This window comes from Nocardioides jiangxiensis (genome assembly GCF_030580915.1).
In the GTDB taxonomy this organism is placed as follows: domain Bacteria; phylum Actinomycetota; class Actinomycetes; order Propionibacteriales; family Nocardioidaceae; genus Nocardioides; species Nocardioides jiangxiensis.
Window position 1 is genome coordinate 425,659 of the sequence record NZ_JAUQTA010000001.1, and the last position, 25,505, is coordinate 451,163.

Below are 25,505 nucleotides of genomic sequence, written 5' to 3' on the forward strand. Positions count from 1 at the left end.
CGGGTCACCAGGCAGCGCGGCGACGACCCTGCGTGCGGGGTCCGCTGACCGTCAGGGCCGCGATCACCGTCGTCGCCGGCATCGCCAGGACCAGGCCGATGCTCGAGGCGAGCGTCATCACGCACTCCTCGGCGAACTGCTCGGTGAGCAGCATGTCGAGGAGCGTGCGGTCGTAGAGCGCCACGAACAGCAGCGTCGTCAGCGCCGTGCCGGCGTACACGAAGACGATGGTGTAGATCGCCGAGGCGATGTGGTCGCGCCCGATGCGCATGGCACTGGTGTAGATCTCGCGCCGGGTCATCGTGGCGGACGCAGCCCGCAGCTCCCAGACGGCCGAGGCCTGGGTGATCGTGACGTCGTTGAGGACGCCGAGGCCGGCCACCACGATCGCCGCGACCATCAGCGCACGGAAGTCGAGGTCTCCCGCATAGGTCCGCAGCGGGTCGCTGGCCTCGGCTCCGAGGCCGCTCAACCGCGACCAGCCCACCGCCTGGAGACCGAGGAGCGCGGTGACGCCGAGTCCGACGAACGTGCCCGCCAGGGCGGTGCTCGTCCGCACGGACAGCCCGTGGGCGGCGTAGAGGACGACGAACATGATCGTCGCCGAGGCGGTGAGTGCGACCGGCACGGGCGCATGGCCCTCGAGCAGCGCCGGCACCATCCAGAAGCCGACGACCAGGACCGCGATCCCGAGGCCGAGCAGCGCCATCAGTCCTCGCCACCGGGCCACCAGCAGCACCACCAGCACGAACGCCGCGAGGAGCAGGCCGACCGGCACGCTGCGCTGGGTGCCGAAGTAGGAGTAGACCGTCGTGCCGTCCGGGGTCGGCACCTTGGCCAGCGTCACCCGGTCGCCCGCGCGCAGGCCCGACCGCGTGGCTCCCGGCTCCGCCTGCACGTCGACCTTCGTCCCGTCGGCGAGCTTGACGGTGAGGCCGTCACAGCCCTGGGGCATGGTCGGCGCGTCGGCCGGATCGGCGTTCGGGTCGATGACGGGGCACGGACGGTGCGCGTCCACGACGGTCGCCGACGGGTAGGTCACGCCGGTGGCGGCGTACTGCGCATGGGGCCGGTGGCCGTCTGGCCAGAGCTGGACCAGCCCGACCACCGTGGCGATCGCCGCGAGGACGAGGAAGGCGAAGAGGGCCCGGCGCGGCGTCGCCGCCGTGCGCACGTCCGCGAAGGCGGCCGCATCGTGCCCGTGGGAGTGCCCGTGCGAGTGCGCGTGGGAGTGACCGTGCGTGTGCGCCATGGCGCGAAGCCTGCCACCTGGCCCGAACCCGCCGACGAGACCCGGCGGCCGGAACGCCAACAGTTGACAACGATTCTCAAATCGAGTGAGAATTGTTCTCATGTTCTCGCCTGTCACGCGCACCGCTGCCCGCCCGCTCCTCGCGACGATCCTTGCCGTCAGCGCGGCGTCCGGCCTGGCTGCGTGCGGCGTCGACTCCCCGGGGTCCGGTCGTCTCCAGGTCGTCGCAGCCTTCTACCCGCTGCAGTACGCCGTCGAGCGCGTGACGGGCGGGAACGCCGACGTCACCAACCTGACCCAGCCGGGCAAGGAGCCGCACGACCTCGAGCTCTCGGTCCACCAGGTCGCCGAGGTCGCGAAGGCCGACCTCGTCGTCTACGAGGCCCACTTCCAGGCAGCGGTCGACGCGGCGGTGGACGACAACCGCACGGGCCCGTCGGTCGACGCCGCCGCCCACGTCGACCTCCTGCCTGCGCCCGATCCACACGGCCACGAGGCCGACGGCGAGGAGCACGGCGACCTCGACCCCCACTTCTGGCAGGACCCGCTGCGCATGGCCTCCCTGGGCGACGCCCTCGCGAAGGAGCTCGGCACGGTCGACCCCGAGCACGCCCGGGAGTACACCCGCAACGCCGCCGCCCTCCGGTCCGACCTCGTCGACCTGGACGCCGCCTACCGGACGGGACTGGCGAGCTGCCAGCGGGACACGATCGTCGTCAACCACGACGCCTTCGGCTACCTCGGCACGTACGGCCTGCACATCGAGGCGATCTCCGGCCTCTCCCCCGATGCCGAGCCGACCGCCTCGACCCTCCAGCACCTCCACGACCTGATCCGCAGCCACCACCTGACGACGGTCTTCTCCGAGACCCTGGTCAGCCCCCGCGCCGCAGACGCGATCGCCGGCGACCTCGGCATCCACACCGCCGTGCTCGACCCGCTCGAGGGCCTCACCTCCGAGGCGGAGCAGAATGGCGGCGACTACCTGACCGTCATGCGGCAGAACCTCGCCCTCCTGAAGAAGGCCAACGGCTGTTGATCACTCCCGACCCCGCCCCGACGCACGTCGACGACAGCCCCGTCGTCGAGGTACGCGACGCCTCCGTCTCCCTGGGCGGCCGGCCGATCCTGCGCCGGGTCGACCTCACCGTCCACCCGGGCGAGTTCGTCGCGCTCATGGGGGCCAACGGCTCCGGCAAGTCGACCGTCGTCCGCACGATCACCGGCCTCGCGCCGCTGACCGGTGGCGAGGTCCGCCTCTTCGGAACCCCGCTCGACCGCCTCCACGACCGCCACCGCCTCGGCTTCGTCCCGCAGCGGGTCGGCGTCGGCGGCGGCGTGCCCGCGTCGGTCTGGGAGGTCGTCGCCTCGGGGCGACTGACCCGCCGCCGCTGGCTGCGACCCTTCAACGCCGCTGACCGCGCAGCGATCCGCAGCGCCCTCGAGGTCGTCGGTCTCTCCCACCGGGTCCGCGACGGCGTCGCCACGCTCTCCGGCGGGCAGCAGCAGCGCGTGATGATCGCGCGGGCCCTCGCCAGCGAGCCCGAGCTGCTCTTCCTCGACGAGCCCACCGCGGGCGTCGACCTGCCCAACCAGGTGGCACTGGCCGACGCCCTGCGCCTCCTCAAGGAGCGTGGCGCGACCATCGTCCTCGTCGCCCACGAGCTCGGCCCGCTGGCCCCGCTCGTCGACCGTGCGGTGGTCATGCGCGACGGCCGGGTGGCGTACGACGGCGCCCCGCTCGCCGACCACGAGGTCCACGGTCCGCTCTTCGGCGAGATCCACACGCACCACCACCCGGAGGGCGAACCGGCCAAGCCGCACCGGCCCCAGGTCGCCTCGCCTCTCGACCCTCGCGAGACCCCGGAGGCGGGCCGATGAGCGACATCCTCTCCGTGCTGACCCTGCCGTTCATGCTGCGCGCGCTCGTCGCCGCGCTCTTCACGGGCCTGGCAGCACCCGCGATCGGCACCTACCTGGTGCAGAAGCGCCTCGCCCTCATGGGCGACGGCATCGGCCACGTCGCCGTCACCGGTGTCGCACTCGGCCTGCTGACCGGCGCCTCGCCGACCTGGACCGCGGTCGGCGTGGCGGTGGCGGGGGCCGTGGTCATCGAGCTGATCCGCGAGCGGGGCACCACCAACGGCGACGTCGCCCTCGCGCTGCTCTTCTACGGCGGCCTGGCCGGTGGCGTCATGATCACCGGCATCGCCGGGCAGAGCGCCCAGAGCCTCCAGGCCTACCTCTTCGGTTCGCTGCTCAGCATCGACACCTCGGACGTCGTGGCCACCGTCGCCCTGGCCGCCACCGTGCTCGTGCTCTGCATCGGGCTCGGGCCTCAGCTCTTCGCGGTGACACAGGACGCCGACTTCGCGCGCGTGGCCGGTCTGCGCGTGCGCTTCTACAACGTGCTGATCGCCGTGCTGGCGGCGGTCACGGTCACGGTCGCGATGCGCACCGTCGGCCTGCTGCTCGTCTCGGCCCTCATGGTCGTGCCCGTGGCGACGGCCCAGCAGGTCACCCGCTCCTTCCGCACGACGCTGACCGCGGCGATGGGGATCGGCGTGCTCTCGGCGATCGGCGGCCTGGTGGCGTCGGCGTACCTCTCGGACCTGGCGGACGTCGCCCCCGGCCCGACCATCGTCCTGGTCGCCCTCGCACTGTTCGCCCTGTCGTGGCCCCTCGGCGTGGTGCTGCGGCGCAGGCGTCGGCAGGTGGAGCCGTTCGCGCCGCTCGACCCGCTCGCACACGAGGTCATCGGCGAGCACCCGCACGAGCACGGCGAGGACTGCGGCCACCCGGCCGTCCCGCACGGCGACCACGTCGACTACATCCACGACGGCCACCGCCACGCAGCGCACGGAGAGCACTATGACGAGCACTGAGCACGGCCACGCCGCCGCGCCCGCCGTCCGGCCCACCCGGCAGCGCCGGGCGGTCGCCGACGCGCTGGCCAGCTTCGACGACTTCCGCAGCGCGCAGGACATCCACGCGCTGCTCACCGAGCGTGACGAGAAGGTCGGCCTCGCGACCGTCTATCGCACGCTCCAGCTGCTCAGCGAGAGCGGTGAGGTGGACATGCTGCGCACCGAGGACGGCGAGGCGATCTACCGCCGTTGCTCGGCGACGCACCACCACCACCTGGTCTGCCGCTCGTGCGGTGCCACCGTCGAGGTGGAGGGCCCGGCCGTGGAGCGCTGGACGCGCGCGATCGCGGCCGAGCACGGCTATGCGGACATCGCGCACACGCTGGAGCTGTTCGGCACCTGCCGGGCGTGCGCGGGCTGAGTCCTACTCGACGACGGTGCCGGCGACCTCGTTGGGCACCGCGCCGCCGTAGCGGCGGTCGCGCCGGGCGTACTGGTCGCACGCCGCCCACAGGTGGCGCCGGTCGACGTCGGGCCAGAGCACGTCGGTGAAGACGAACTCGGCGTACGCGGACTGCCAGGTCAGGAAGTTGGAGAGGCGCTGCTCCCCCGACGTACGCCAGATCAGGTCGGCATCGGGGAACTCCGGCACGTAGAGGTGCTGGGCGATCGTCTTCTCGTCGATCTTCTCGGGGTTGATCTTCCCCGCTGCTGCGAGCCGGGCGATCGCCCGCGTGGCGTCGACGAGCTCGGGGCGTCCGCCGTAGTTGATGCACATCGTGAGGGTGAGGACGTCGTTGTCCTTCGTCATCTCCTCCGCGATGCGGAGCTCCTTCAGGACCGACTTCCACAGCCGTGGCGCGCGACCCGCCCACCGGACCCGTACGCCGAGGGCGTGCATCTCGTCGCGGCGGCGACGCACGACATCGCGGTTGAAGCCCATGAGATAGCGGACCTCCTCGGGCGAGCGCGACCAGTTCTCGGTCGAGAAGGCGTAGACGGTGACCGCCTTGATGCCCAGCTCGATCGCACCCTCCATCACGTCGAAGAGCGCGAACTCGCCCTGTGCGTGGCCGGCGTTGCGCGGCAGTCCACGCTCCTTCGCCCAGCGTCCGTTGCCGTCCATGACGATCGCGACGTGCTCGGGGACCAGCTCCGCCGGAATCGGCGGCGGCTTCACACCCGAGGCGTGCGGCTGGGGCGTGGCGTAAGGATGAGGCACAGGCCTCACTTTAGGGGGCACCCTCTTCGGCGATTCACCACGCGGGCGATGTGACGCAGGAGTAACTTCGTTCGTGCACACTGTTATCCAACCGTGACCTTCACACTGCGAAGAGGAACCGTGGAGCCGAAGACCCCCAACGACGTGATCGAGCAGCAGCTCACCAAGGTGATGCGCCGCAGCAACGCGATCCACGTGAGCACCGCCAGCGGCGAGGTCGCCCTGGAGCGCTCCAGCTACGGCATCCTGTGCCTGCTGGCCGACGAGGGTCCCCAGCGCCTCGGCGCGATCGCCTCGGCCTTCCACCTCGACCCCTCGACCGTCACCCGCCAGGCACAGGCCGTCGTCAAGCTCGGCCTCGCCGCGAAGAAGACCGACCCGGGCGACCGGCGGGCGACCCTGCTCAGCCTCTCCGACTTCGGCGAGCGCTCGATCATGGAGGCACGCAACTTCCGACGTCAGGCGCTCGACCTGCTCCTCGCCGACTGGTCGGCGGAGGACATCGCCGAGTTCGGCCGGCTGCTGTCGAAGTTCAACGACACGATCGACCACTGGGACAACGGCGCCGTGCCCGACGAGATCACCAACCACCCACTGGCCGCCCCCGCACCCGACGGCGAGCCCGAGGCCTGACGCCCTCGCTCGACGGCGCCCTCGCGGTCAGCGCTCGACGTACGCGAGCGAGCGCAAGCCACGCTCCACGTGCCACTGCAGGTACGCCGCGACGAGGCCGGTCGCCTCGCGACGGTGCCGCGGCTCGCTCGCGTTGACGGTGGCCCAGTCCCCCGCGAGCAGTGCGCCGAGCAGGACCAGGGTCTCGGGAGCCGGCCCCGCCGAGCCGGGCAGCTTGTCCGCCGCACACAGCACGCCGCCCGCCGCCGGGTGGAACCAGCGGTGCGGCCCGAGCTCGCCGCAGCGTGCGCACGCGTCGAAGCTCGGCGCGTAGCCAGCGACCGAGAGGCTCCGGAGCAGGTAGGAGTCGAGGACCTGGCCGTGCGGCTTCGGGTCCGCGCCGTCGAGCCCGGTCATTGCGCGCAGGCCGCCGACCAGCAGCAGGAACTGCTGGAGTGCGGGCTCGCGGTCCTCGGTGATCAGCCGCTCCGCCGTCTCCAGCATCGCCGTCCCCGCGGTGTACCGCTCGTAGTCCCTCCCGAGGTTCGCGGCGAACGGCGTGAGGGTCACCGCCTGGGTGATCGTGTCGAGGTTGCGGCCCTCGGCGAGCTGGAGGTCGACGTGGCTGAACGGCTCGAGCCTGCTCCCCCAACGGCTGCTGGTCCGGCGTACGCCCTTGGCGACGGCACGCACCCGACCCTGGTCGCGGGTCAGCAGCGTGATGATCCGGTCGGCCTCACCCAGCTTGTGGGTGCGGAGGACGACGGCCTCGGCGCGGTAGAGGGGCACGCGTTCTATTGTGCCGTGGTGACCTCGCCCTCGATGACGCCGCGCCACCACGCCCAGGACGTGTTCTTCGACGCGGTGATGCCGGCGCTGCCACCCGAAGCCCAGCACGCCGCGGCCGAGCTGCGGAAGGTGGGCTTGCGCGACTGGGTGATGTCCCTGGCCTCGGTCGCCTCGCTCGGCCTGATCGTCTGGTTCGGCTTCTGGCGGCCGGAGTCGGGCTCCGTGCGGCAGGCGGCGTACCTCGCCGACGCGGCCATCTCCGTGCTCTTCGCCCTGCGCCTGCTCGCGCGCCTGGCCCGCTACGGCCGCACGTCGCGTTTCTGGGCCACCGGCTGGTGGGAGCTGATCGCACTCGTCCCGCTCGTGACGCCCTGGGCGGGCACGGCCGCGCTGCCCCTCGTCGTCATCGGCCTGGCCCGCACGACGCGCGCCATCGACACCGGTGACAACGTCGTGGGCGACGCCGTCACCGTCTTCCTGATCGACCACTTCTCCGCGCCGATCGTCGATGCGATCAAGCGCCCGATCACGGTCGCGGTGCTCGACGAGGTCATCGACGTCATCCAGACCGGGACGTACGCCGCCAACGTGCGCGACGCGCTCGACGAGAACCGCATCGAGCTCGAGCAGATGGTCCACGACCTGCTCATGGCCGACCCGACCGCGGGCAAGCTGAAGTACGTGCCGTTCCACGACGAGATCGTCGGCCTGGTCTCCGACACGGTGCTGCGCATCGTCGAGGGGGCCCTCGAGGACCCGCGGACGACCGAGCTGATCAGCGACGTCATCCGCAACTCCGCCGACCAGCTCCGCGACGCCGTGCGGGCCAAGGCCTAGGCGAGCGCGTCGGGCATCGAGCGCCCACACATCGGCGCACGTGGACGGCGCACGGACCACAGGCGCCGCCTGCACATCCAGGGAGAGGGCTGATCGCGGCGTCATCTTGACGTTCTGGCGCTACGGTCAGGCATGGCCAGCCGCTACTCCCGCGCCGAGACGACGCTCCTCCTCGGATCGGAAGGACTCGTGATCGCTGCGGGGTTCGCTGGTCTGATCGGCGAGAACCAGGCGCTCGCGGGTCTCGTGACCGGGCTCGTCGCAGTCGCCGTCGCGGCCGGACTGCTGTGGGGAGGCAGCCGCGTGGCATGGCCGGCACTCGGAGCTGGGATCGGTTTCACCGTCGCCCAGGCCTACGTGCTCGCCAGCGGCTGGGGCGACGAAGAGCTCATCGACCCGCTCGTGGTCCTCGGGGCCATAGGCATCCTCGCCGGAGTACCCCTGGCCGGTGCGACGGAGAGCGTCATCAGGGGCGGACGGTCCCAGCGCCACCGCTGACGTGCCGCTGCCGGCCGGTCCGCGGACCGGCCGGCAGCGGCACGTACGGTGCTCAGGCGCGGTTGACCGCGCTCAGCACGGCCTTCAGCGAGGCCGTCACGATGTTGGCGTCGATGCCGACACCCCAGAGGACCTTGTCGCCCACCGCGCACTCGACGTACGCCGCAGCGACCGCGTCACCGCCGGCCGACAGGGCGTGCTCGGTGTAGTCGAGGACCCGGACGTCGTAGCCGACCTGGCTGATCGCGTCGACGAACGCCGCGATCGGCCCGTTGCCGGAGCCGCTGAGCTCCTTGTGCTCGCCGTCGACGTAGACACCGACGCGCAGCGCGTCTGCAGCACCGACCGCGCTCTCGGTGTGGACCGAGTTCAGCTTCAGCGGCGCGTCCTTCTCGAGGTACTCGGCCGAGAAGATCTTCCAGATGTCGTCCGAGGAGATCTCCTGCCCCGAGGAGTCGGTGTGCTCCTGGATGACCCGCGAGAACTCGATCTGCGCACGCCGCGGCAGGTCCAGGTTGTGCTCGGCCTTCAGCAGGTACGCGACGCCGCCCTTGCCGGACTGGCTGTTGACCCGGATGACGGCCTCGTAGGTGCGGCCGACGTCCTTGGGGTCGATCGGCAGGTAGGGCGCCTCCCACGGGATCTCGCCGACCGGCTTGCCCTGCTCGCGGGCGATCCGCTCGAGGTCCTCCAGGCCCTTCTTGATGGCGTCCTGGTGCGAGCCGGAGAACGCCGTGTAGACGAGGTCGCCGGCGTACGGGTGGCGCGGGTGGACCGGCAGGTTCGTGCAGTACTCGACCGTACGACGGACCTCGTCGATGTCACCGAAGTCGATCTGCGGGTCGATGCCCTGCGAGAAGAGGTTCATGCCCAGCGTCACCAGGTCGACGTTGCCGGTGCGCTCGCCGTGGCCGAAGAGGCAGCCCTCGACGCGGTCGGCGCCGGCCATCAGCGCCAGCTCGGTGGCCGCGACGGCGGTGCCGCGGTCGTTGTGCGGGTGCAGGGAGATGGCGGAGACGGAGCGTCGCGTCAGACCACGCGAGAAGTACTCGATCTGGTCGGCGTAGGTGTTGGGCGTCGACATCTCGACGGTCGCCGGCAGGTTGAGGATGATCTCGCGACCTGCCTCGGGCTGCCACACGTCCGACACGGCCTCGCAGACCTCGAGCGCGAAGTCGGTCGGCGTCTGCGTGAAGATCTCCGGGCTGTACTGGTAGCCGAAGTCCTCGGTGCCGACGATCGGCCCGAGCAACGACTCGGCGTACTTCATGACCAGCTCGGTGCCGCGGGTCGCGATGCCGATGCACTCCTCCGGCGTCACGCCGAAGACGACGCGGCGGAAGAGCGGGGCGGTCGCGTTGTACATGTGCACGGTCGCGCGCGGAGCTCCGACCAGGGACTGCACGGTGCGCTCGATCAGGTCCTCGCGGGCCTGGGTCAGCACGGAGATCTGGACGTCGTCGGGGATCCGGTCGCCCTCGATCAGCGAGCGGACGAAGTCGAAGTCGGTCTGCGACGCCGACGGGAAGCCGACCTCGATCTCCTTGTAGCCCATCGTGACCAGCAGCTTGAACATCTCGAGCTTGCGGGCCGGGTCCATCGGGTCGATCAGGGCCTGGTTGCCGTCACGCAGGTCGGTGGAGAGCCAGCGCGGCGCCTTGGTGATCTTCGCGTCGGGCCAGGTGCGGTCCGGCACGGTCACGGGCTCGAACGCCGTGTAGCGGCCGTACGGCATCGGCGACGGCTTCTGCTGGTTCCGGGTGTTGCTGATGTTCGTCATGGGAATTCGCCTTGGTTCAGTGAAGGAGCGTCAGCCGCGCAACACAACACCCCGCAGCGAGGAAGGCCGACAGTCTCAGGCCTCGCTGCGGCAGCCAAGAAGAAGGAACTGGCGCATCATGACCCCTCCAGACTAGCAGGCCGCTCACGCTCCGTCGTCGAGGAGGCGGCGGTGCAGCTCCGTCGTCAGCTGGTGGATCGCCCGGGTGATCTCGGTGTTCGTCTTCAGCTCGAGCTCCTGCTCCACGAAGTCGTGGTCGGCCTTCGCCTGCACGAGCGCCGCCTGGCGGTTCTGCCCGATCATCACGAACGTCGACAGGAAGATCGCCTCGAGCGACACGACGAGGGTCAGCGTCGGCCACGGGCTCCGCTCCCCCACGAGCATCCACACGGTGAAGGCCACCGCGTGGATGTAGACGAACCACATGGACCCCGCGAACGCCGTGATCGCGTCGGCGAGACGGTGCTGCGCGTTGGACCCGCGCTTCTCGAGGTACGCCGCGACGCCGGGGTGCGACGGACGCATGGGCTGCTCGGTACTCATGCCCCCGATGCTCGCACTAACCTCGGGGGCATGGCCCGGCTTCTGGTGGTCCACCACTCCCCGACCCGCTCCCTGCAGGCGCTGACGGACGCCGTGGTGGCCGGTGCCCACGACGAGAGCATCGAGGGCGTCGAGGTGGTCGTCCGCCCCGCCCTCGAGGCGAACGCCGACGACGTGCTCGCCGCCGACGGCTACCTGCTCGGCACCACCGCGAACTTCGGCTACATGAGCGGGGCGCTGAAGCACTTCTTCGACTCGACCTTCCTCGCCATCGGCGGCCAGCTCGACGACTCCGGTTCCACCGACGTCGCCAACGACAGCGGCACCACGGCCCGGCGCCCGTTCGGCCTCTACCTGCACGGCCACTACGACCTCACCGGAGCCGTCCGCAGCGTCACCAGCATCACCGGCGCACTCGGCTGGCGCCAGGGATACGAGGTCCTCGGCGTGCTCGGCGAGGTCACCGACGCACACCGCGAGGCGGCGTACGAGCTGGGCGGTACGATCGCGGCGCTCGTGAGCGACGGCTCCTGAGCGGTCGACGGGGAGCCGGATGATGGTGCGAAGCGTGCTGCGCGTGTGTGCGCTCGCCGGCGCCTTCGTGGTGTCCGCGGCTGCGCTCCTGGCGCTCTCGGGCTGCGGCACGGCCCTGCCCGCGAACGTCGATCCCGACCAGGTCGATGCGGTCGACCCGCCGGCTGTCGGCGCCTGCCGTGTCCTCACGCCACGCGACGTCGAGCAGCACCCGAGCAACGCCACCCGCACCGTTCCGTGCAGCAAGCCCCACACCGCCGAGACGTACGCCGTCGGCGAGTTGCCCGCCGACCTCGACGACGCGGCGTACGACAGCCGCGAGGTGGCCCGGACCCTCTACGAGCTCTGCACGGACGGGTTCGCCCGTCACCTCGGCGCCGACGAGTCGGTCGCCATGCGCACGATCCTGAGCTGGGCGAAGTTCCAGCCCTCGGAGAAGGCGTGGAAGAAGGGGGCGCGCTGGTACCGCTGCGACCTCGTGGGCGGCACCGAAGACGTCGCGAAGGACCGCTACCTGGACCTCCCGACGCACACGCGGAACCTGCTGCGCGGCACCCGGCCGCCGGACCGCTGGATGGCCTGCGCACGTGGTGCCTCGATCGCCACCAGCACGAAGGTCCCCTGCACGAGGAAGCACGACTGGCGCGCGGCGACGACCATCAAGGTCGGCGACCCCGGTGAGGCCTATCCGGGCGACCGCGCCATCGAGGTGAAGACCCGCGAGTACTGCCACAGCTCCATCAGCGCGTGGCTCAACTACGCCCTGGACTTCCAGTTCGGGTACACGTGGTTCCACGAGGCCGAGTGGGAGGCGGGGATCCGCCGGTCGGTCTGCTGGGCACGAACGGACACGTGAGGATCCTGATGCGCATCACTCCCCTGGTGCTCGCCGCCGGCCTGCTGCTGGGGACGGCGGCCTGCTCCGACCCGAAGCCCGCCGCGGCGCCGTCGTCGACGCCCATGCCGCCGCCCACCGCAGCCGCCGCCCCCGTGCCACCGGCGCATGGCTGCTACGACCTCTCCTACCAGGCAGCCCTGGCGTCGACCAGCGACGCCAGGCCGGTCGACTGCAGCAAGGCCCACACCGTCCGCACGTTCTTCGTCGGCCAGGCCGACACCCTCACGGCGGGCGGCCACCTGCTCGCGATCGACTCCGAGAAGGTACGTCGGCAGATGGCCACCACCTGCCCGCAGCGCTTCGCGTCGTACGTCGGCGGGAACACGGAGGAGCGGCGGCTGAGCATGCTCTCGCCGGTCTGGTTCGGACCGACGCTGAAGGAGTCCGACGAAGGCCAGTCGTGGCTGCGGTGCGACGTGATCGCGCTGGCCTCGGAAGGCAGGCTCGCGCGACTCGGCGGCCGGCTGGAGAAGGTCCTCGACAAGGCCGACGGGCGCGACCGCTGGGGCCGCTGCGCCACCGCCAAGCCGGGCACCCGCAACGCACACCAGGTGATCTGCTCCGTCGACCACGCCTGGCGCGCCGTGGCGACCGTCGACGTCAAGGGAGGCCCGAAGGGCGCCTTCCCCGGTGCGAAGGCAGCCGATGCCGCTGGCGCTGCGTGTGAGGACAAGGTGCGCGCGAAGGCGAGCGACAAGCTCAGCTTCACCTGGGGCTGGACGCCGCCCACCAAGGCGCAGTGGGACGCGGGCCAGCACTACGGCTTCTGCTGGGCGCCCGGCAAGCAGTAGGTCGTCCGCGTGAGGCCTACCTATAGCTAGGCCTCACGCGGACGACCCCGCGTCAGAAGCCGAGCTTGCGGAGCTGGCGCGGGTCGCGCTGCCAGTCCTTGGCCACCTTCACGTGCAGGTCGAGGTAGACCGGCGTGCCGAGCATCGCCGAGATCCCCTTGCGCGCCTGGGTGCCGACCTCGCGCAGGCGCGACCCCTTGTGGCCGATGATGATGCCCTTCTGGCTGTCGCGCTCGACGTAGAGGTTGGCGTGGATGTCCAGCAGCGGCTTGTCGGCGGGGCGCCCCTCGCGGAGGTTCATCTCCTCGATCACCACGGCGATCGAGTGGGGCAGCTCGTCGTGCACGCCCTCGAGCGCGGCCTCGCGGATCAGCTCAGCGGCGATCGCCTGCTCCGGCGCGTCGGTCAGCTCGCCGTCGGGATAGAGCTGGGGCCCCTCGGGGAGCAGGTTGATCAGCAGGTCGGCGAGCAGGTCGACCTGGCTGTCACCCACCGCCGAGACGGGCACGATCTCGGCCCACTCGGTGCCGGTCTTCTCGCCGAGCTCGACGATCGAGAGCAGGTGCGCAGCGAGCTGCTCGGGCGTGGCCTTGTCGGTCTTGGTCGCGATCGCGATCTTGGTGGTGCGCCGCACCTTGGCCAGCTCGTTGACGATGAAGGTGTCACCCGGGCCGATCTTCTCATCGGCCGGGAAGCAGACCGCCACCACGTCGACCTCGGACCAGGTCGTCATCACCAGGTCGTTGAGGCGCTCGCCGAGCAGGGTGCGCGGGCGGTGCAGGCCGGGGGTGTCGACGAGGATCAGCTGACCGTCCTCGCGGTGCACGATGCCCTTCACCACAGTGCGGGTGGTCTGCGGCTTGTTGGAGGTGATCACCACCTTCGAGCCGACCAGCGCGTTGGTCAGGGTGGACTTGCCGGCGTTGGGACGGCCCACGAAGCAGGCGAAGCCGCTGCGGTAGCCCTCGGCGACCTGCCCGTGGATCGGCCCGGCCGGCGCCACGCCCTTGATGTCGAAGTCGCGGTCGTGCTCGCTCATGCCTGCTCCTCCGCAGCGCTGCGGGCTGCGTCGTACGCCGCCCAGATCTCGTCGTCGGTCTTGCCCTGCGCCTTGCCCTCGCGCCAGATCGGGCCCGGGTCGATGGCGCGAGGCTGGCGCTGGTGTCCGCCTCCGCGCCAGTAGCCCATGACGTCGTACGCGCTGGTCGGGAGCTTCACCTCCCGCATGAGGTGCTTGCGGATCGCGCGCATCTGCGCTGACTCCCCAGCCATCCAGAAGTAGCCCTCGCCCTCGGGCCACTCGATGCCCTCGACGATGGCGGCGGTGGCCGTCTCGGCGTCGTGCGGGACCGGCACCCAGGTGATCTCGCCGCCCGCCACCGCGTTGTCGAGGTAGTCGGTCAGCGGCGTGCCGGGGATCTCGACCCACGCGGTGACCGGCACCGAGACGGTCTCCATGGTGCGCGCGATCGCGGGCAGCGCGGTCAGGTCACCGACCAGCAGCAGCCACTGTGCGGACTCCGGCATGTCGAAGCTGCCCTTGGGCGCACTGACCGTGACGACGTCGCCCACGCAGTCGCCGGCAGCCCACTCGGTCACCAGCCCGTGGTCGTGGACCACGATGTCGAGGGTGAGCTCCCCGCCCGCCCAGGAGCGCACCGTGTAGTAGCGCGTCTGGAACTGGCCGGGCACCGTCAGAGCGACCCACTCGTCGGGGATCCCCGTCGACGTGAACTCCGCCAGCCCGTCGCCGCCGAGCACGATCCGCACGAAGTGGTCGGAGAGCTGCTCCCGCCTGAGGACGGTCGCGGGGTACTGCGCTGCTCGGGTGCTCACCGGCCAAGGCTACCGGCGGGCGGGCTCACGCCCCGAATGCGTGGCGCATCGGGTAGGTGGTCTGGCCGTCGACGGTCTTGGTCGCCAGGACGTGGTGCAGCTGGATCTCGTTGCGCTCGAAGCCGATCCGCGACCCGGCCATGTAGAGGCCCCACACCCGTGCCGTGCCCAGCCCCACCTCGGCGACCGCCTCGTCCCAGTTCTCGACGAGGTTGCGGTTCCAGCCGGCCAGCGTGAGGGCGTAGTGGCGCCGGATGTTCTCGTGGTGCTGCACCTCGAGGAAGGCGTCCTCCAGGGCAGCCACGATGGTGCCCGACGTCGCGAGCTCGCCGTCGGGGAAGACGTAGCGGTCGATGAAGGCACCGGCCTTGGCGCCGTGCCGGCTGTCGGCGCGGGTGATGCAGTGGTTGAGGAAGCGACCGTCGGGCTTGAGCCGGTCGTGCACGAACCCGAAGTACGCCGGGTAGTTGGCGACGCCGATGTGCTCGGTCAGCCCGATCGAGCTGATCGCGTCGAACCCGGTCTCCTCCACGTGGCGGTAGTCCATGTGTCGCACCTCGGCGAGGTGGTCGAGCTGCTGCTCCTTGATCGCCCGCTGCGCCCACGAGGCCTGCTCACGCGAGAGCGTCACTCCGAGAGCGCGGACGCCGTACTCCCGGGCGGCGAAGCGGACCATCCCGCCCCAGCCGCAGCCCAGGTCGAGCAGGCGCTGCCCCGGCCGGAGGTCGAGCTTGCGGCAGATCAGGTCGTACTTCGCGTCCTGTGCCTCCTCCAGGGTCGCCACCGGCTTGGGGAAGAGCGCGCAGGTGTAGGTCATCGACGGCCCGAGCACCATCTCGTAGAACCGGTTGGAGACGTCGTAGTGGTGGTGGATCGCGTCGGCGTCGCGCTCCTCGGAGTGCCGCAGGAACCAGCGCAGGCCCTCGAGCTTGTGCCGCCAGGCCGGCAGGTGCTCCTCCGGGGGCGGCTTGGGCGGCACGAAGTGCGAGACGCCGAGCTCGGCCATCAGCCTCACGACCTCGACCGGCCCGGGGCGGGCGATGTCGGTGTGCCCGACGATCCGGGAGAGCAGCGGGTAGGGATCGCCGGGGTGGGTGCCGTGGAGCACGAGGTCACCGCTCACGTACGCCCTCGCCAGGCCCAGGTCTCCGGGCGCGGTGAGGAGGTACGCCAGGCCGCGCGGCGTCGCCACCTCCATCGTGTACGGGCAGGCGGTGTCCCCCGCCTCGCTGCCGTCGTACGCCGTGAGGCGGATCGGGAGCCCGCCGTCGAAGAACCCGTCCAGCACCTCGGCGATCCGTGCCATGCCTACCTCCTGTGCACTGCCTTGTCGTAGAGCGAGGTCAGTCGCCCGCCGGGGTCGTACTGCTGCTTCACCGCGGCGAGGTTGTCGCCGTTGTAGAGCCGGTTGAACTCGGATGGCGCGTAGAAGGCCTCGCTGTAGAGCGACTTGTGGCCGCCCAGCTCGCTGACCTTCGCCTCGATGGCGCGGTTGGTGGGACCCTCGTCCGCGCCCTCGCCGACCCGGACGGTGCCCCAGAAGCCGACGTTGACGTAGGTCGTCCCGGCCTCGAGCGGGTACGACGACCACGGACGCGCCCCCGCGGGTGCCTCACGGCTCAACCGCAGGGGACAGAGCCAGACCGGACGCATCCCGACCTCGGCGTCGAACCAGGCGAGGAACTCCCCCAGCCGGTCGAGCGGCACCTCGACGTCCTGCACGACCCGCTCGGCGGCGGGCCGCCCGGCGCGCTCGTCGAGGCGGCGTGAGATCCCGAAGCGCTGGTCGAGACCGAGCAGCCGGTGGTAGACGTCGGAGCGACGCCACCGCCGGGGCCAGACAGCGCGGACCAGCGGGTGCTGCGCCCCGAAGGCCTTGCTGCACCAGAACCAGTCGGTGTCCCAGCGCCAGAGGTAGTCGTGCATGGTGAGGACGTCGGACTCGCGCTCCTGGAGCGACCGGTAGAAGACGTGGCCGCCGGTGTAGTCCGAGGGCCACTGGTCGCCCGGGTCGTCGGTCCAGTGGGCGAGGGTCAGCACGAGCTCTCCCGGGGCGAAGGCCACGCCGTCCATCGCGTGCACCTGCTCGCCCTCCCACTCCCCCGTCTCCACGACCTCGGCGATCGCCTTCTCGAGCATGCCCGCGTCGGAGAAGCGCACGTGCCGCAGCCGGACGTACGCCGGCGCCGGCTCGAGCGCGATCCGCAGGCGCGTCGCGTAGCCCAGGGAACCGTAGGAGTTGGGGAACGCGTCGAACAGCGGGTCGCCCGGCATGGTCGTCACGATCTCGCCGGCACCGGTCAGGACGTCCATCGCCAGGACGCTCTCGTGCGGGAGGCCGAGGCGGAAGCTGGTCGCCTCGATGCCGAGGCCGGTCACGGCGCCGCCCAGCGTGATGGTCCGCAGCTGGGGCACGACGTACGGCACGAGGCCGTGCGGGAGCGTCGCCTCGACCAGGTGCTCGTAGGTGCACATCCCCTGCACCTCCGCGACACCGGCGCGCGGGTCGACCTCGATGACACCGTCGAGGCCGGAGACGTCCAGACCCGCCTCGACCTCGGCGCGCGGCCGGAAGAGGTTCGACGTCTTCTTGCGCAGGCGCACCGGGGCGCCGGGCGGGATCGCGGCGTACGACGTCAGGAGCCGTGCCACGCCCTCCCGGTGCTGCTGCCAGCCGACCGGGGTGGACACGCTCCGACGCTAGCGCGGTGCGCCGGAGAGCGTCACTCGCCGGAGTTCAGCGGAGCTTGCCGGCCGGGTCCGCGAGGTGGATGACGACGGCGTCGCCTGCGAAGTCGCGCACCGCCGCGGCGTCGGGCTCGGTCATCGCCTCCGCCTCGCCGAGGAGCACGAGCGCCTCGAGACCACGCGAGCCGGAGGCGACCGCCATGCCGATGCAGACCTGCACGGCACTGAGCTGGAGGCTCGGGAGGTCGACGGTGGCAGCGGCGTACGTGCGTCCGTCGCTGTCACGGACCGCGGCGCCCTCGGCAGCGCGGGTGCGGGCGCGCGTCGCGCGGGCGAGCACGACGAGCTTGTTGTCCTCGGCGGAGAGATCAGCCATGCGGGTCAGGCTACCGAGCCGGACTCGTCGGCCGCGTCGGGAGCCCCCTCGGGAGCCGCGAGACGGGTGATCACGACGGTGTCGACGCGGTTGCGGCGACCGCTCGCCGCGACGGCCTCGAAGTGCAGCCGGCCCCCCTCGGCCTCCACCTCGACGACCGATCCCGGGATCGGGACGACGCCCATGAACTTCGCCATCAGGCCGCCGACCGAGTCCACGTCGTCGTCGGAGAGGGCGATGTCCGGGAAGAGCTCGTCGAGGTCGTCGACCGGAAAGCGGGACGAGACCTTCACCCGGCCCTCGTCGAGGTGCTCGACCTCGACCTCGGCGGCGTCGTACTCGTCGGTGATCTCGCCGACGATCTCCTCCAGCACGTCCTCGATGGTGACGATGCCGGCCGTGCCGCCGTACTCGTCGACCACGATCGCCATGTGCTGGCGGCGGGCCTGCATCTCCTTGAGCAGCGCATCGGCAGGCAGGCTGTCGGGCACCCAGTGCGCGGGCCGCAGCAGCGTGTCGATGCGCTGCGTGGTCTCGGCGTCAGCGTCCTCGAAGACGCGGCGCGAGACGTCCTTCAGGTAGGCCAGGCCGACGACGTCATCGAGGTTGTCGCCGATGACCGGCAGGCGCGAGTAGCCGCTGCGGAGGAAGAGCGACATGGTCTGGCGGAGGTTCTTGTGCCGCTCGACGAAGACCACGTCGTTGCGCGGCACCATCACCTCGCGGACCGTCGTGTCCCCCAGCTCGAAGACGTTGTGCACCATCTGGCGCTCGCCCTCCTCGATCACGCTGGAGGCGCTCGCGAGGTCGACCAGCTCCCGCAGCTCGGTCTCGCTCGCGAACGGTCCCTCGCGGAAGCCCTTGCCGGGCGTGATCGCGTTGCCGAGCAGGATCAGCAGCCGTGGCAGCGGCCCGAGCAGCGGCGTGAGGGCGAGCAGCACCGGCGCCGCGGCGAGCGCGATCGGCTCCGCGTGCTGACGGCCCAGCGTGCGGGGGGCGACGCCGACGACGACGTAGGAGACGACGACCATCGCGGCCGTCGCCAGCAGGGTCGCCTGCCACCACACGTCGAGGTGGTCGAGGGCGAGGTGGGCCACCATCACGGTCGCGGCCACCTCGGCCGCGATGCGCAGCAGGAGGACGCTATTGAGGTAGCGCGGCGGGTCCTCCAGGAGGCGCACGAGCTTGCCCGCGCCCGTGCGTCGCTCGTGCTCGATCTCCTCCGCGCGGGCGCGGGAGAACGAGATGAGGGCGGCGTCGACGGCGGAGAGCAGGCCCGCCACAGCCGTCAGCGCGACGGCGAGGACGAGCAGCCAGAGATCCGCAGGCTCCATCGGGTCAGCCCGCGCGGAACTCGGCGAGGAGCTGGTCCTGCAGCCCGAACATCACCCGGTGCTCCTCCGGCTCGGCATGGTCGTAGCCGAGGAGGTGCAGGATGCCGTGGACGGTCAGGAGCTGGAGCTCGGCCTCGGTGGAGTAGCCGGCGTCGCCGGCCTCGCGCCGCTCGGTCGCCTGGCGCTCGGCGACGACCGGGCACAGGACCAGGTCGCCCAGGACGCCCTCCTCGGGCTCCTCGTTGACCTTGCCCGGGCGCAGCTCGTCCATCGGGAAGGCGAGCACGTCGGTCGGGCCCTCCTTCTCCATCCACTTCTCGTTCAGCTCGGCGATCGTCGGCTCGTCGACGGCCTTGATGCAGAGCTCGGCGAGGGGGTGGACGCGCATGCGGTCCAGCACGAACCGGGCGAGCCTCGAGGTGGCCTGCACGTCCAGCGGCAGGCCCGACTCGTTGAGCACCTCGATGGTCACCGACGGTTCTCCTTCTGCGTGTTCTTGGTGAGGGCGACGGCTGCCGCAGCAGCCGCTTCGAGCGCGGCGTCGTGCTCGTCGTACGCCGCGACGATGTGGCCGACCAGCTTGTGGCGTACGACGTCGTGGCTGGTGAGCCGGTTGAACGAGATGTCCTTGATGCCGTCGAGGATGCCCTCCACGACCCGGAGGCCGGAGCGCACGCCGCCGGGCAGGTCGGTCTGGGTGATGTCGCCGGTGACGACGATCTTCGAGCCGAAGCCGAGGCGGGTGAGGAACATCTTCATCTGCTCGGGCGTGGTGTTCTGCGCCTCGTCGAGGATGATGAAGGAGTCGTTGAGGCTGCGACCGCGCAGGTACGCCAGCGGGGCGACCTCGATCGTGCCGGCCGCCATCAGCTTGGGGATCAGCTCGGGGTCGAGCATGTCGTGCAACGCGTCGTAGAGCGGGCGCAGGTAGGGGTCGATCTTCTCGGTCAGCGTGCCGGGCAGGAAGCCCAGCCGCTCGCCGGCCTCGACCGCGGGCCGGGACAGGATGATCCGGTTGACCTGCTTGGACTGCAGGGCCTGCACGGCCTTGGCCATCGCGAGGTAGGTCTTGCCGGTGCCCGCGGGGCCGATGCCGAAGGTGATCGTGTTCTTGTCGATCGCGTCGACGTAGCGCTTCTGGTTGAGCGTCTTCGGGCGGATGGTGCGGCCGCGGTTGCTCAGGATGTTGAGGCCGAGCACGTCGGCCGGCTTCTCCTTGGACTCCGCGCGCAGCATCGAGATGATCCGCTCGACGGTCTCGTTGGTGACGCCCTGACCGGTGCGGATGACCGTCACGAGCTCCTGGAGGTAGCGCTCGATCAGCGCGATCTCGTGCGGTGCGCCGTGGAGCACGAACTGGTTGCCGCGGACGTGGATGTCGGCGTCGAACTCGCCCTCCATGATGCCGAGGAACTCGTCGCCCGGGCCGAGCACGCTGACCATGTCGACGCTCGCGGGGACCACCACCGTGTGGCGGGTGTTCTTGGCACCGGGCTCCTCGAAGGGGCCATCGGCGTGCGGGGGCGTGCGCGGGTTCTCTGTCATGGGTCCGGCCAGTCTATCCGCGCCGCCCGAGGAGGCGCGGCTCAGCCCGGAGGCCACTGCAGGTGGCGCCCACCGAGCACGTGCAGGTGCGCGTGGAAGACCGTCTGGCCGGCGTCGGCACCCGTGTTGAACACGAGGCGGTAGCCGCCCTCGAGGCCTTCCTTCTCCGCGACGTCGCGGGCCGTCGTGATCAGGTCGGCGGCCATCGCGGGCGCCCAGTGCGCCACCTCGGCGGCGTTGACGTAGTGGTCCCGGGGCACGACCAGGACGTGCGTCGGCGCCTGCGGGTTGACGTCACGGAAGGCGACGGAGTGCTCCGTGGCGTGGACGATCTCGGCCGGGATATCGCCCGCGACGATCTTGCAGAACAGGCAGTCCGGGTCGGGCATCGGTGCGCTCATGCGGCCAGCCTAGGGGCGCGCGGGGAAAAGGGTGTGTCGCCCGGTAAACCGCCGGCGGGTGGTGCGCGTGGGACTAGCGTGACCATCGTGGACCCGGACCCGCTCGCGCTGCAGGCGTCATCGGCCGACGAGGCCGTCTCCGCGCTGTACGCCGCGCACTGGCGCCGCCTCGTGCGGCTCTCCGTGCTCCTCGTCCACGACCAGGGCCTGGCCGAGGAGATCACCCAGGACGCCTTCGTGGCGCTGCACGGGCGGTGGTCGCGACTGCGCTCCCCCGACTCGGCACTCGCCTACCTGCGGCAGTCCGTGGTCAACCGCTCCCGCTCCGCCCTGCGGCACCGCAAGGTCGTCGACCGGCACGCCGCCCGGGAGCGGCTCCCCGAGCCCGCGCCGTCCGCGGATGCCGGGGTCACCGCCGACGTACGCCGCGCGGAGGTGCTCGCCGCGCTCCACACCCTCCCGCGGCGCCAGCGCGAGGTCCTCGCCCTGCGCTACTACCTCGACCTCTCCGAGGCCGACATCGCTGCGACGCTCGGCATCAGCCAGGGCGCGGTGAAGAGCCACGCCTCACGCGGCTCCGCCACGCTCCGCACCCACCTCGCTCCCCACCTGGAGGACCTCCGATGACTGACCGACGTGATGCTGGCGACGACCTCGCCCGGCTCGTCCGGGAGGCTGCCGACCAGGTCCAGCCCCGCCCCGCCCTCGACGCGATCCGCGCCCGGACCGTCACCGCCCCGAAGGAGAGCGCCATGTCCATCGCCCGCACCTGGGTCCTCGGAGGACTCGGTGGCGCCGTCGCCACCGCAGCCGTGATCGGCGGCGTCTACCTCGCCTCCAGCAACGGCGGCGACGACCACGTCACGCCCGGCCCGGCCGCCAGCCCGACGCAGTCGGTCGAGCCGACACCGTCGGAGTCCGCTTCGTCGACCCCGCCGGCCGGCGCCGGCGAGACCGTGACGGTCCCGGTCTACCTCGCCGGCGACACACCTGCCGGGGTGCGCCTCTACCGCGAGTTCCAGCGCACGACCATCCCGGAGGGCGGCGACCTGAACGAGAAGGTCGGCGCCGCACTGACGGCTGCGATCGCGGGCCACGCCCTCGACCGCGACCACCGCACGCTGTGGCCCGAGGGCACCGAGCCGGTGACGGTCGTCGCGGTCCGGAACGACGGGATCTCGATCAGCCTCGCCGGAGCCAGCACCCTCCACGACCGGCCCGCTGGCATGTCGGCGCAGGAGGCCTCGCTCGCGGTGGAGCAGCTGATCTACACCGCTCAGGCCGCCGCGGGGCAGGGCCGGCTCCCGGTCCAGCTGCTGCTCGACGAGAAGCACACCGACACCATCCTCGGTGTACCCACCGCGGAGCCGCTGAGCAACGGTCCTGTCCTCGACACGCTGTCGCACGTCAACATCTCCAGCCCGGCCGAGGGTGACGAGGTCACCGGCGACACGCTCCGGGTCACCGGGGTCGCGAACTCCTTCGAGGCCAACGTCGTGGTGAAGCTGCAGCGCTACGAGGGCACGTACGTCGCCTTCCAGGAGCCGGTCACGGCCGAGGGCTGGATGGGCGAGAAGCTCTTCCCGTTCTCCGGGTCGTTCGACATCTCGAAGCTCGAGCCCGGGAAGTACGTCCTGACCGCCACGACCGACGACCCGTCGGGCGGCGCCGAGGGTCCGGGCGCCTACACCGACTCGAAGGTCATCACGGTGCGGTGATCGGGCTCAGGCCCAGCGAGGTGTCCGCGACAGGAGCGCGGCGACGGCAGCGACACCCGCGGTCGACGTGCGGAGCACCTCGTCGCCGAGCTTGACCCCCTGCACGCCCGCGTCCGCGAACGCCGCGAGCTCCTCGGGGCTGATCCCGCCCTCGGGGCCGACCACGACCACGATGGAGCCGCTGGCCGGCACGTCGAGCGAGGAGAACGACTCCGGGCCCTCCTCGTGGAGCACCACGGCCAGGTCCGCCTCGCGGATCAGGCCGACGACCTGGGCCGTCGTCGCCATCGGCGGCACGAGGGGAAACCACGAGCGACGCGCCTGCTTGGCTGCCTCCCGCGCCGTCGAGACCCACTTGCCGTGCGACTTCACGGCGCGCTCGCCTCGCCACACGGCGACGGAGCGCGAGGCCGCCCACGGCACGATCTCGGCGGCGCCGATCTCGGTCAGCACCTCGACGGCGAGCTCGCCGCGGTCGCCCTTCGGGATCGCCTGCACGACCGTGAAGCGTGGCGAGGCGGGCTCCTCACGGGCAACCGAGTCGACCGCCACGACGAAGACGCGCTTGCCGGTCGACTCGACGGCGCCGGTCACGGAGACGCCCGAGCCGTCCGTGAGGACGACCTGCTCCCCGACGGCCAGCCGGCGTACGGCGACCGCGTGATGCGCCTCGTCGCCGGTGACCTCGACGAGCGAGCCCTCGACGACGCCCGTGAGCGTGGGGACGAGGTGGACCGGCAGCGACATCTCTGGGGCCCCGGTCAGTGCTGCGAGAACGCGTCGCGCAGGCGGTTGAAGACGGACTTGTGCGCCGGCCGCAGCGAGCCCTCGACCGCCTCCTCGCCACGGAGCTTGGCCAGCTCCTTCAGGAGCTCCTCCTGCCGGGCGTCGAGCTTCGTCGGGGTCTCGACGACGACGGTCACGACCAGGTCGCCGCGCGTCTGCGTGCGCAGGCCGGGCACGCCCAGACCGCGCAGCGTGGTCGTGCTGCCGGACTGCGTGCCGGCCGCGATGTCGAGGTCGAAGGACTGGTCGCCCTCGGTGCCGAGATCGGACTCCAGCGTCGGCAGCGTGAGCACGGTGCCGAGCGCTGCGGCGGTCATCGGCACGGAGACCGTCGCGTGCAGGTCGGTGCCGTTGCGACGGAAGACGGCGTGCGGCGCGACGTGGATCTCGACGTACAGGTCGCCGGCGGGGCCGCCGCCCGGGCCGACCTCGCCCTGCTCGGAGAGCTGGACGCGGGTGCCGTTGTCGACACCGGCCGGGATCTTCACGGTCAGCGAGCGCCGGGCCCGGACGCGTCCGTCGCCGGCACACTCGCGGCACGGGTCGGGGATGATCGTGCCGAATCCCTTGCAGGCCGCACAGGGACGCAGGGTGCGGATCTCACCGAGGAACGAGCGCTGGACGTGGGCCACCTCGCCGCCGCCGTGGCAGGTCTCGCAGGTGACCGGCTTCGAGCCGGGCGCGGCGCCGTCGCCGTTGCACGCCGTGCAGCGGACCGCGGTGTCGACCTTGAGCTCGCGGGTCACGCCGAACGCCGCCTCGGCGAGCTGCACCTCGAGCCGGATCAGCGCGTCCTGGCCCCGGCGTACGCGCGGTCGGGGACCGCGGCCGCCGGTCGAGCCCTGCTGGCCCGCGCCGCCACCGAAGAAGGCGTCCATGATGTCGGTGAACGAGAAGCCCTGGCCCGCGCCGCCGAAGCCGCCACCGAACGGGTCGCCACCACGGTCGTACGCCGCGCGCTTCTGCGGGTCGCTCAGCACCTCGTAGGCGTGGGAGACCGTCTTGAAGGTCTCCTGCGCGTCGGGGTCGGGGTTGACGTCGGGGTGGTACTGCCGGGCAAGACGGCGGTAGGCCTTCTTGATGGCGTCCGCATCCGCGTCGCGGGAGACGCCGAGGAGCTCGTAGAAGTCCTGGCTCACGTGATGTTCCTTCAGTGTCGGGTCAGGGCTGCTCGTCGAGCAGGCGGGAGATGTAGCGGGCGACGGCACGGACCGAGGCCATCGTGCCGGGGTAGTCCATGCGGGTCGGACCGACGATGCCGAGGCTGGCGATCGCCTGGTCCTGCGGGCCGTAGCCCGCCGCGACGACGCTGGTGCCGGAGAGCTCCTGCACCGGACCCTCGTGGCCGATGCGGACGGTGACCAGGTCGGAGGAGGCCTCGCCGAGCAGCTTGAGCAGCACGACGTGCTCCTCGAGCGCCTCGAGCATCGGCCGGACGGCGGTGTCGAAGGACGCGCCGAAACGGGCCAGGTTGGCGGTGCCGCCGACGGCGACGCGCTCGTCGGAGCGGTGGTCGGACATCGCCTCGGCGAGCACCTGGACCACCGTCTCGACCGAGGACCGCACCTCCGGCGCGACCACGTCGGGTACGCCGGAGAGGCCGGCGACCGCGTCGGCTATGCGCTCGCCGACGGTGGCGTGGAGGAGCCGGCTGCGCAGGTCGGCGAGGTCCTGCTCGGCGAGCTCGCCGGGGAGCTCGACCAGGCGCTGCTCCACCCGGCCGGTGGAGAGGATGAGGACCAGGAGCAGGCGGGTCGGCGCGAGGGCCACGACCTCGACGTGCCGGACCGTGCTCGAGCTGAGCGTCGGGTACTGCACGACGGCGACCTGGCGGGTCAGCTGCGCGAGCAGGCGCACCGAGCGCTGCACCATGTCGTCGAGGTCGACGGCTCCGTCGAGGAAGGTCGAGATCGCCCGCTTCTCCGCGACGCTCATCGGCTTGACGGTGGAGAGCCGGTCGACGAAGAGCCGGTAGCCGGCATCCGTCGGCACCCGACCGGCGCTGGTGTGCGGCTGGGTGATGTACCCCTCCTCCTCCAGCGCAGCCATGTCGTTGCGGACCGTTGCCGGCGAGACACCCAGCGAGTGCCGCTCGACGAGCGCCTTCGAGCCGACCGGCTCCTCGGTCGCGACGTAGTCCTCGACGATGGCACGCAGCACTGCGAGCCTGCGCTCCTCGAGCATGCGTCCTCCTCGCC

29 protein-coding genes are annotated in these 25,505 nt (G+C 71.4%); 12 read left to right on the top strand and 17 right to left on the bottom strand.

The window, feature by feature from the left end; translation table 11 throughout:
• Positions 1–4 precede the first annotated feature (4 nt).
• Positions 5–1,252: a YibE/F family protein gene (locus Q5722_RS02140; protein WP_305026562.1), complete on the bottom strand. Its 1,248-nt coding sequence runs from the start codon at positions 1,250–1,252 to the stop codon at positions 5–7.
• A 100-nt stretch (positions 1,253–1,352) separates the two neighbouring features.
• Here Q5722_RS02140 and Q5722_RS02145 point away from each other — a divergent pair, with 100 nt between their 5' ends.
• The 4 genes from Q5722_RS02145 to Q5722_RS02160 are packed head-to-tail and all read left to right on the top strand — an operon-like array spanning position 1,353 to position 4,540.
• On the top strand, positions 1,353–2,291 hold the full coding sequence (locus tag Q5722_RS02145; RefSeq protein ID WP_305026563.1) for a metal ABC transporter substrate-binding protein: 939 nt from the start codon (positions 1,353–1,355) through the stop codon (positions 2,289–2,291).
• Positions 2,288–3,133, top strand: coding sequence for a metal ABC transporter ATP-binding protein (locus Q5722_RS02150; RefSeq protein ID WP_305026564.1), 846 nt, complete (start codon positions 2,288–2,290; stop codon positions 3,131–3,133). The genes Q5722_RS02145 and Q5722_RS02150 overlap by 4 nt, the downstream gene beginning before the upstream one ends.
• Positions 3,130–4,137, top strand: coding sequence for a metal ABC transporter permease (locus Q5722_RS02155; RefSeq protein WP_305026565.1), 1,008 nt, complete (start codon positions 3,130–3,132; stop codon positions 4,135–4,137). Before Q5722_RS02150 ends, Q5722_RS02155 begins: the two co-directional genes overlap by 4 nt.
• Positions 4,124–4,540 (top strand): Fur family transcriptional regulator, encoded by a 417-nt coding sequence (locus Q5722_RS02160; RefSeq protein ID WP_305026566.1) that lies wholly within the window; start codon positions 4,124–4,126, stop codon positions 4,538–4,540. The genes Q5722_RS02155 and Q5722_RS02160 overlap by 14 nt, the downstream gene beginning before the upstream one ends.
• A 3-nt stretch (positions 4,541–4,543) precedes the next feature.
• Here the strand turns inward: Q5722_RS02160 and Q5722_RS02165 are convergent, their stop codons facing one another.
• Positions 4,544–5,341 carry an isoprenyl transferase gene (locus Q5722_RS02165; protein ID WP_305026567.1) on the bottom strand — a complete coding sequence of 266 codons (798 nt, stop codon included), beginning with the start codon at positions 5,339–5,341 and terminating at the stop codon, positions 4,544–4,546.
• Positions 5,342–5,461: 120 nt separating this feature from the next.
• Here Q5722_RS02165 and Q5722_RS02170 point away from each other — a divergent pair, with 120 nt between their 5' ends.
• The gene (locus Q5722_RS02170) at positions 5,462–5,974 is read left to right on the top strand and encodes a MarR family winged helix-turn-helix transcriptional regulator (RefSeq protein ID WP_305026568.1); all 513 of its coding nucleotides are present in this window, start codon (positions 5,462–5,464) and stop codon (positions 5,972–5,974) included.
• A gap of 27 nt (positions 5,975–6,001) precedes the next feature.
• Here the strand turns inward: Q5722_RS02170 and recO are convergent, their stop codons facing one another.
• Entirely contained in the window at positions 6,002–6,742 is a 741-nt protein-coding gene (gene recO, locus Q5722_RS02175) for a DNA repair protein RecO (RefSeq protein WP_305026569.1), read from the bottom strand.
• 18 nt (positions 6,743–6,760) lie between these two features.
• Here recO and Q5722_RS02180 point away from each other — a divergent pair, with 18 nt between their 5' ends.
• A complete protein-coding gene (locus tag Q5722_RS02180; protein WP_305026570.1) occupies positions 6,761–7,579 on the top strand; it encodes an ion transporter in 819 nt (272 codons plus the stop codon).
• Between the two features lie 132 nt (positions 7,580–7,711).
• Positions 7,712–8,077 (top strand): hypothetical protein, encoded by a 366-nt coding sequence (locus Q5722_RS02185; RefSeq protein ID WP_305026571.1) that lies wholly within the window; start codon positions 7,712–7,714, stop codon positions 8,075–8,077.
• A gap of 52 nt (positions 8,078–8,129) precedes the next feature.
• On the opposite strand, the gene leuA is transcribed toward Q5722_RS02185, so the two are convergent.
• The gene (gene leuA / locus Q5722_RS02190; RefSeq protein WP_305026572.1) at positions 8,130–9,857 is read right to left on the bottom strand and encodes a 2-isopropylmalate synthase; all 1,728 of its coding nucleotides are present in this window, start codon (positions 9,855–9,857) and stop codon (positions 8,130–8,132) included.
• 144 nt (positions 9,858–10,001) lie between these two features.
• Positions 10,002–10,400, bottom strand: a complete 399-nt coding sequence (locus Q5722_RS02195; protein ID WP_305026573.1) for a DUF1003 domain-containing protein — start codon at positions 10,398–10,400, stop codon at positions 10,002–10,004.
• A gap of 30 nt (positions 10,401–10,430) precedes the next feature.
• Here Q5722_RS02195 and Q5722_RS02200 point away from each other — a divergent pair, with 30 nt between their 5' ends.
• Genes Q5722_RS02200 through Q5722_RS02210 form a run of 3 tightly spaced genes read left to right on the top strand, consistent with a single transcriptional unit; the run spans position 10,431 to position 12,623 of the window.
• Positions 10,431–10,934, top strand: a complete 504-nt coding sequence (locus tag Q5722_RS02200; protein WP_305026574.1) for a flavodoxin family protein — start codon at positions 10,431–10,433, stop codon at positions 10,932–10,934.
• A 19-nt stretch (positions 10,935–10,953) separates the two neighbouring features.
• Positions 10,954–11,790 (top strand): septum formation family protein, encoded by an 837-nt coding sequence (locus Q5722_RS02205; protein ID WP_305026575.1) that lies wholly within the window; start codon positions 10,954–10,956, stop codon positions 11,788–11,790.
• Between the two features lie 8 nt (positions 11,791–11,798).
• Positions 11,799–12,623, top strand: a complete 825-nt coding sequence (locus Q5722_RS02210) for a septum formation family protein (RefSeq protein ID WP_305026576.1) — start codon at positions 11,799–11,801, stop codon at positions 12,621–12,623.
• 52 nt (positions 12,624–12,675) lie between these two features.
• On the opposite strand, the gene era is transcribed toward Q5722_RS02210, so the two are convergent.
• The 9 genes from era to Q5722_RS02255 all read right to left on the bottom strand — a co-directional run bounded on the left by era (position 12,676) and on the right by Q5722_RS02255 (position 20,803).
• Positions 12,676–13,662, bottom strand: a complete 987-nt coding sequence (gene era / locus Q5722_RS02215; RefSeq protein WP_305026577.1) for a GTPase Era — start codon at positions 13,660–13,662, stop codon at positions 12,676–12,678.
• On the bottom strand, positions 13,659–14,459 hold the full coding sequence (locus Q5722_RS02220; protein WP_305026578.1) for a siderophore-interacting protein: 801 nt from the start codon (positions 14,457–14,459) through the stop codon (positions 13,659–13,661). The genes era and Q5722_RS02220 overlap by 4 nt, the downstream gene beginning before the upstream one ends.
• Positions 14,460–14,484: 25 nt before the next feature.
• Entirely contained in the window at positions 14,485–15,765 is a 1,281-nt protein-coding gene (locus tag Q5722_RS02225) for an SAM-dependent methyltransferase (protein ID WP_305026579.1), read from the bottom strand.
• A gap of 2 nt (positions 15,766–15,767) precedes the next feature.
• A complete protein-coding gene (locus tag Q5722_RS02230) occupies positions 15,768–17,150 on the bottom strand; it encodes an FAD-binding oxidoreductase (protein WP_305026580.1) in 1,383 nt (460 codons plus the stop codon).
• 46 nt (positions 17,151–17,196) lie between these two features.
• On the bottom strand, positions 17,197–17,523 hold the full coding sequence (locus Q5722_RS02235) for a cytidine deaminase-like protein (protein ID WP_305026581.1): 327 nt from the start codon (positions 17,521–17,523) through the stop codon (positions 17,197–17,199).
• A 5-nt stretch (positions 17,524–17,528) separates the two neighbouring features.
• Positions 17,529–18,857, bottom strand: a complete 1,329-nt coding sequence (locus Q5722_RS02240; protein ID WP_305026582.1) for a hemolysin family protein — start codon at positions 18,855–18,857, stop codon at positions 17,529–17,531.
• A gap of 4 nt (positions 18,858–18,861) precedes the next feature.
• The gene (ybeY, locus tag Q5722_RS02245; protein ID WP_305026583.1) at positions 18,862–19,329 is read right to left on the bottom strand and encodes an rRNA maturation RNase YbeY; all 468 of its coding nucleotides are present in this window, start codon (positions 19,327–19,329) and stop codon (positions 18,862–18,864) included.
• On the bottom strand, positions 19,326–20,300 hold the full coding sequence (locus tag Q5722_RS02250; protein WP_305028319.1) for a PhoH family protein: 975 nt from the start codon (positions 20,298–20,300) through the stop codon (positions 19,326–19,328). The genes ybeY and Q5722_RS02250 overlap by 4 nt, the downstream gene beginning before the upstream one ends.
• Positions 20,301–20,443: 143 nt before the next feature.
• Positions 20,444–20,803, bottom strand: coding sequence for a histidine triad nucleotide-binding protein (locus Q5722_RS02255; RefSeq protein WP_305026584.1), 360 nt, complete (start codon positions 20,801–20,803; stop codon positions 20,444–20,446).
• A gap of 87 nt (positions 20,804–20,890) precedes the next feature.
• On the opposite strand from Q5722_RS02255, the gene Q5722_RS02260 reads away from it, so the two are divergent.
• Both Q5722_RS02260 and Q5722_RS02265 read left to right on the top strand, forming a co-directional pair.
• Positions 20,891–21,430, top strand: coding sequence for a SigE family RNA polymerase sigma factor (locus Q5722_RS02260; RefSeq protein WP_305026585.1), 540 nt, complete (start codon positions 20,891–20,893; stop codon positions 21,428–21,430).
• Positions 21,427–22,521 carry a Gmad2 immunoglobulin-like domain-containing protein gene (locus Q5722_RS02265; protein WP_305026587.1) on the top strand — a complete coding sequence of 365 codons (1,095 nt, stop codon included), beginning with the start codon at positions 21,427–21,429 and terminating at the stop codon, positions 22,519–22,521. The genes Q5722_RS02260 and Q5722_RS02265 overlap by 4 nt, the downstream gene beginning before the upstream one ends.
• A gap of 6 nt (positions 22,522–22,527) precedes the next feature.
• On the opposite strand, the gene Q5722_RS02270 is transcribed toward Q5722_RS02265, so the two are convergent.
• From Q5722_RS02270 to hrcA, 3 genes are read right to left on the bottom strand one after another with little or no spacing between them, the layout of a single operon-like run.
• The gene (locus tag Q5722_RS02270) at positions 22,528–23,268 is read right to left on the bottom strand and encodes a 16S rRNA (uracil(1498)-N(3))-methyltransferase (RefSeq protein WP_305026588.1); all 741 of its coding nucleotides are present in this window, start codon (positions 23,266–23,268) and stop codon (positions 22,528–22,530) included.
• A 14-nt stretch (positions 23,269–23,282) separates the two neighbouring features.
• Positions 23,283–24,446: a molecular chaperone DnaJ gene (gene dnaJ / locus Q5722_RS02275; protein ID WP_305026589.1), complete on the bottom strand. Its 1,164-nt coding sequence runs from the start codon at positions 24,444–24,446 to the stop codon at positions 23,283–23,285.
• Between the two features lie 22 nt (positions 24,447–24,468).
• Positions 24,469–25,491: a heat-inducible transcriptional repressor HrcA gene (hrcA, locus tag Q5722_RS02280; RefSeq protein WP_305026590.1), complete on the bottom strand. Its 1,023-nt coding sequence runs from the start codon at positions 25,489–25,491 to the stop codon at positions 24,469–24,471.
• Between the last annotated feature and the right edge of the window lie 14 nt (positions 25,492–25,505).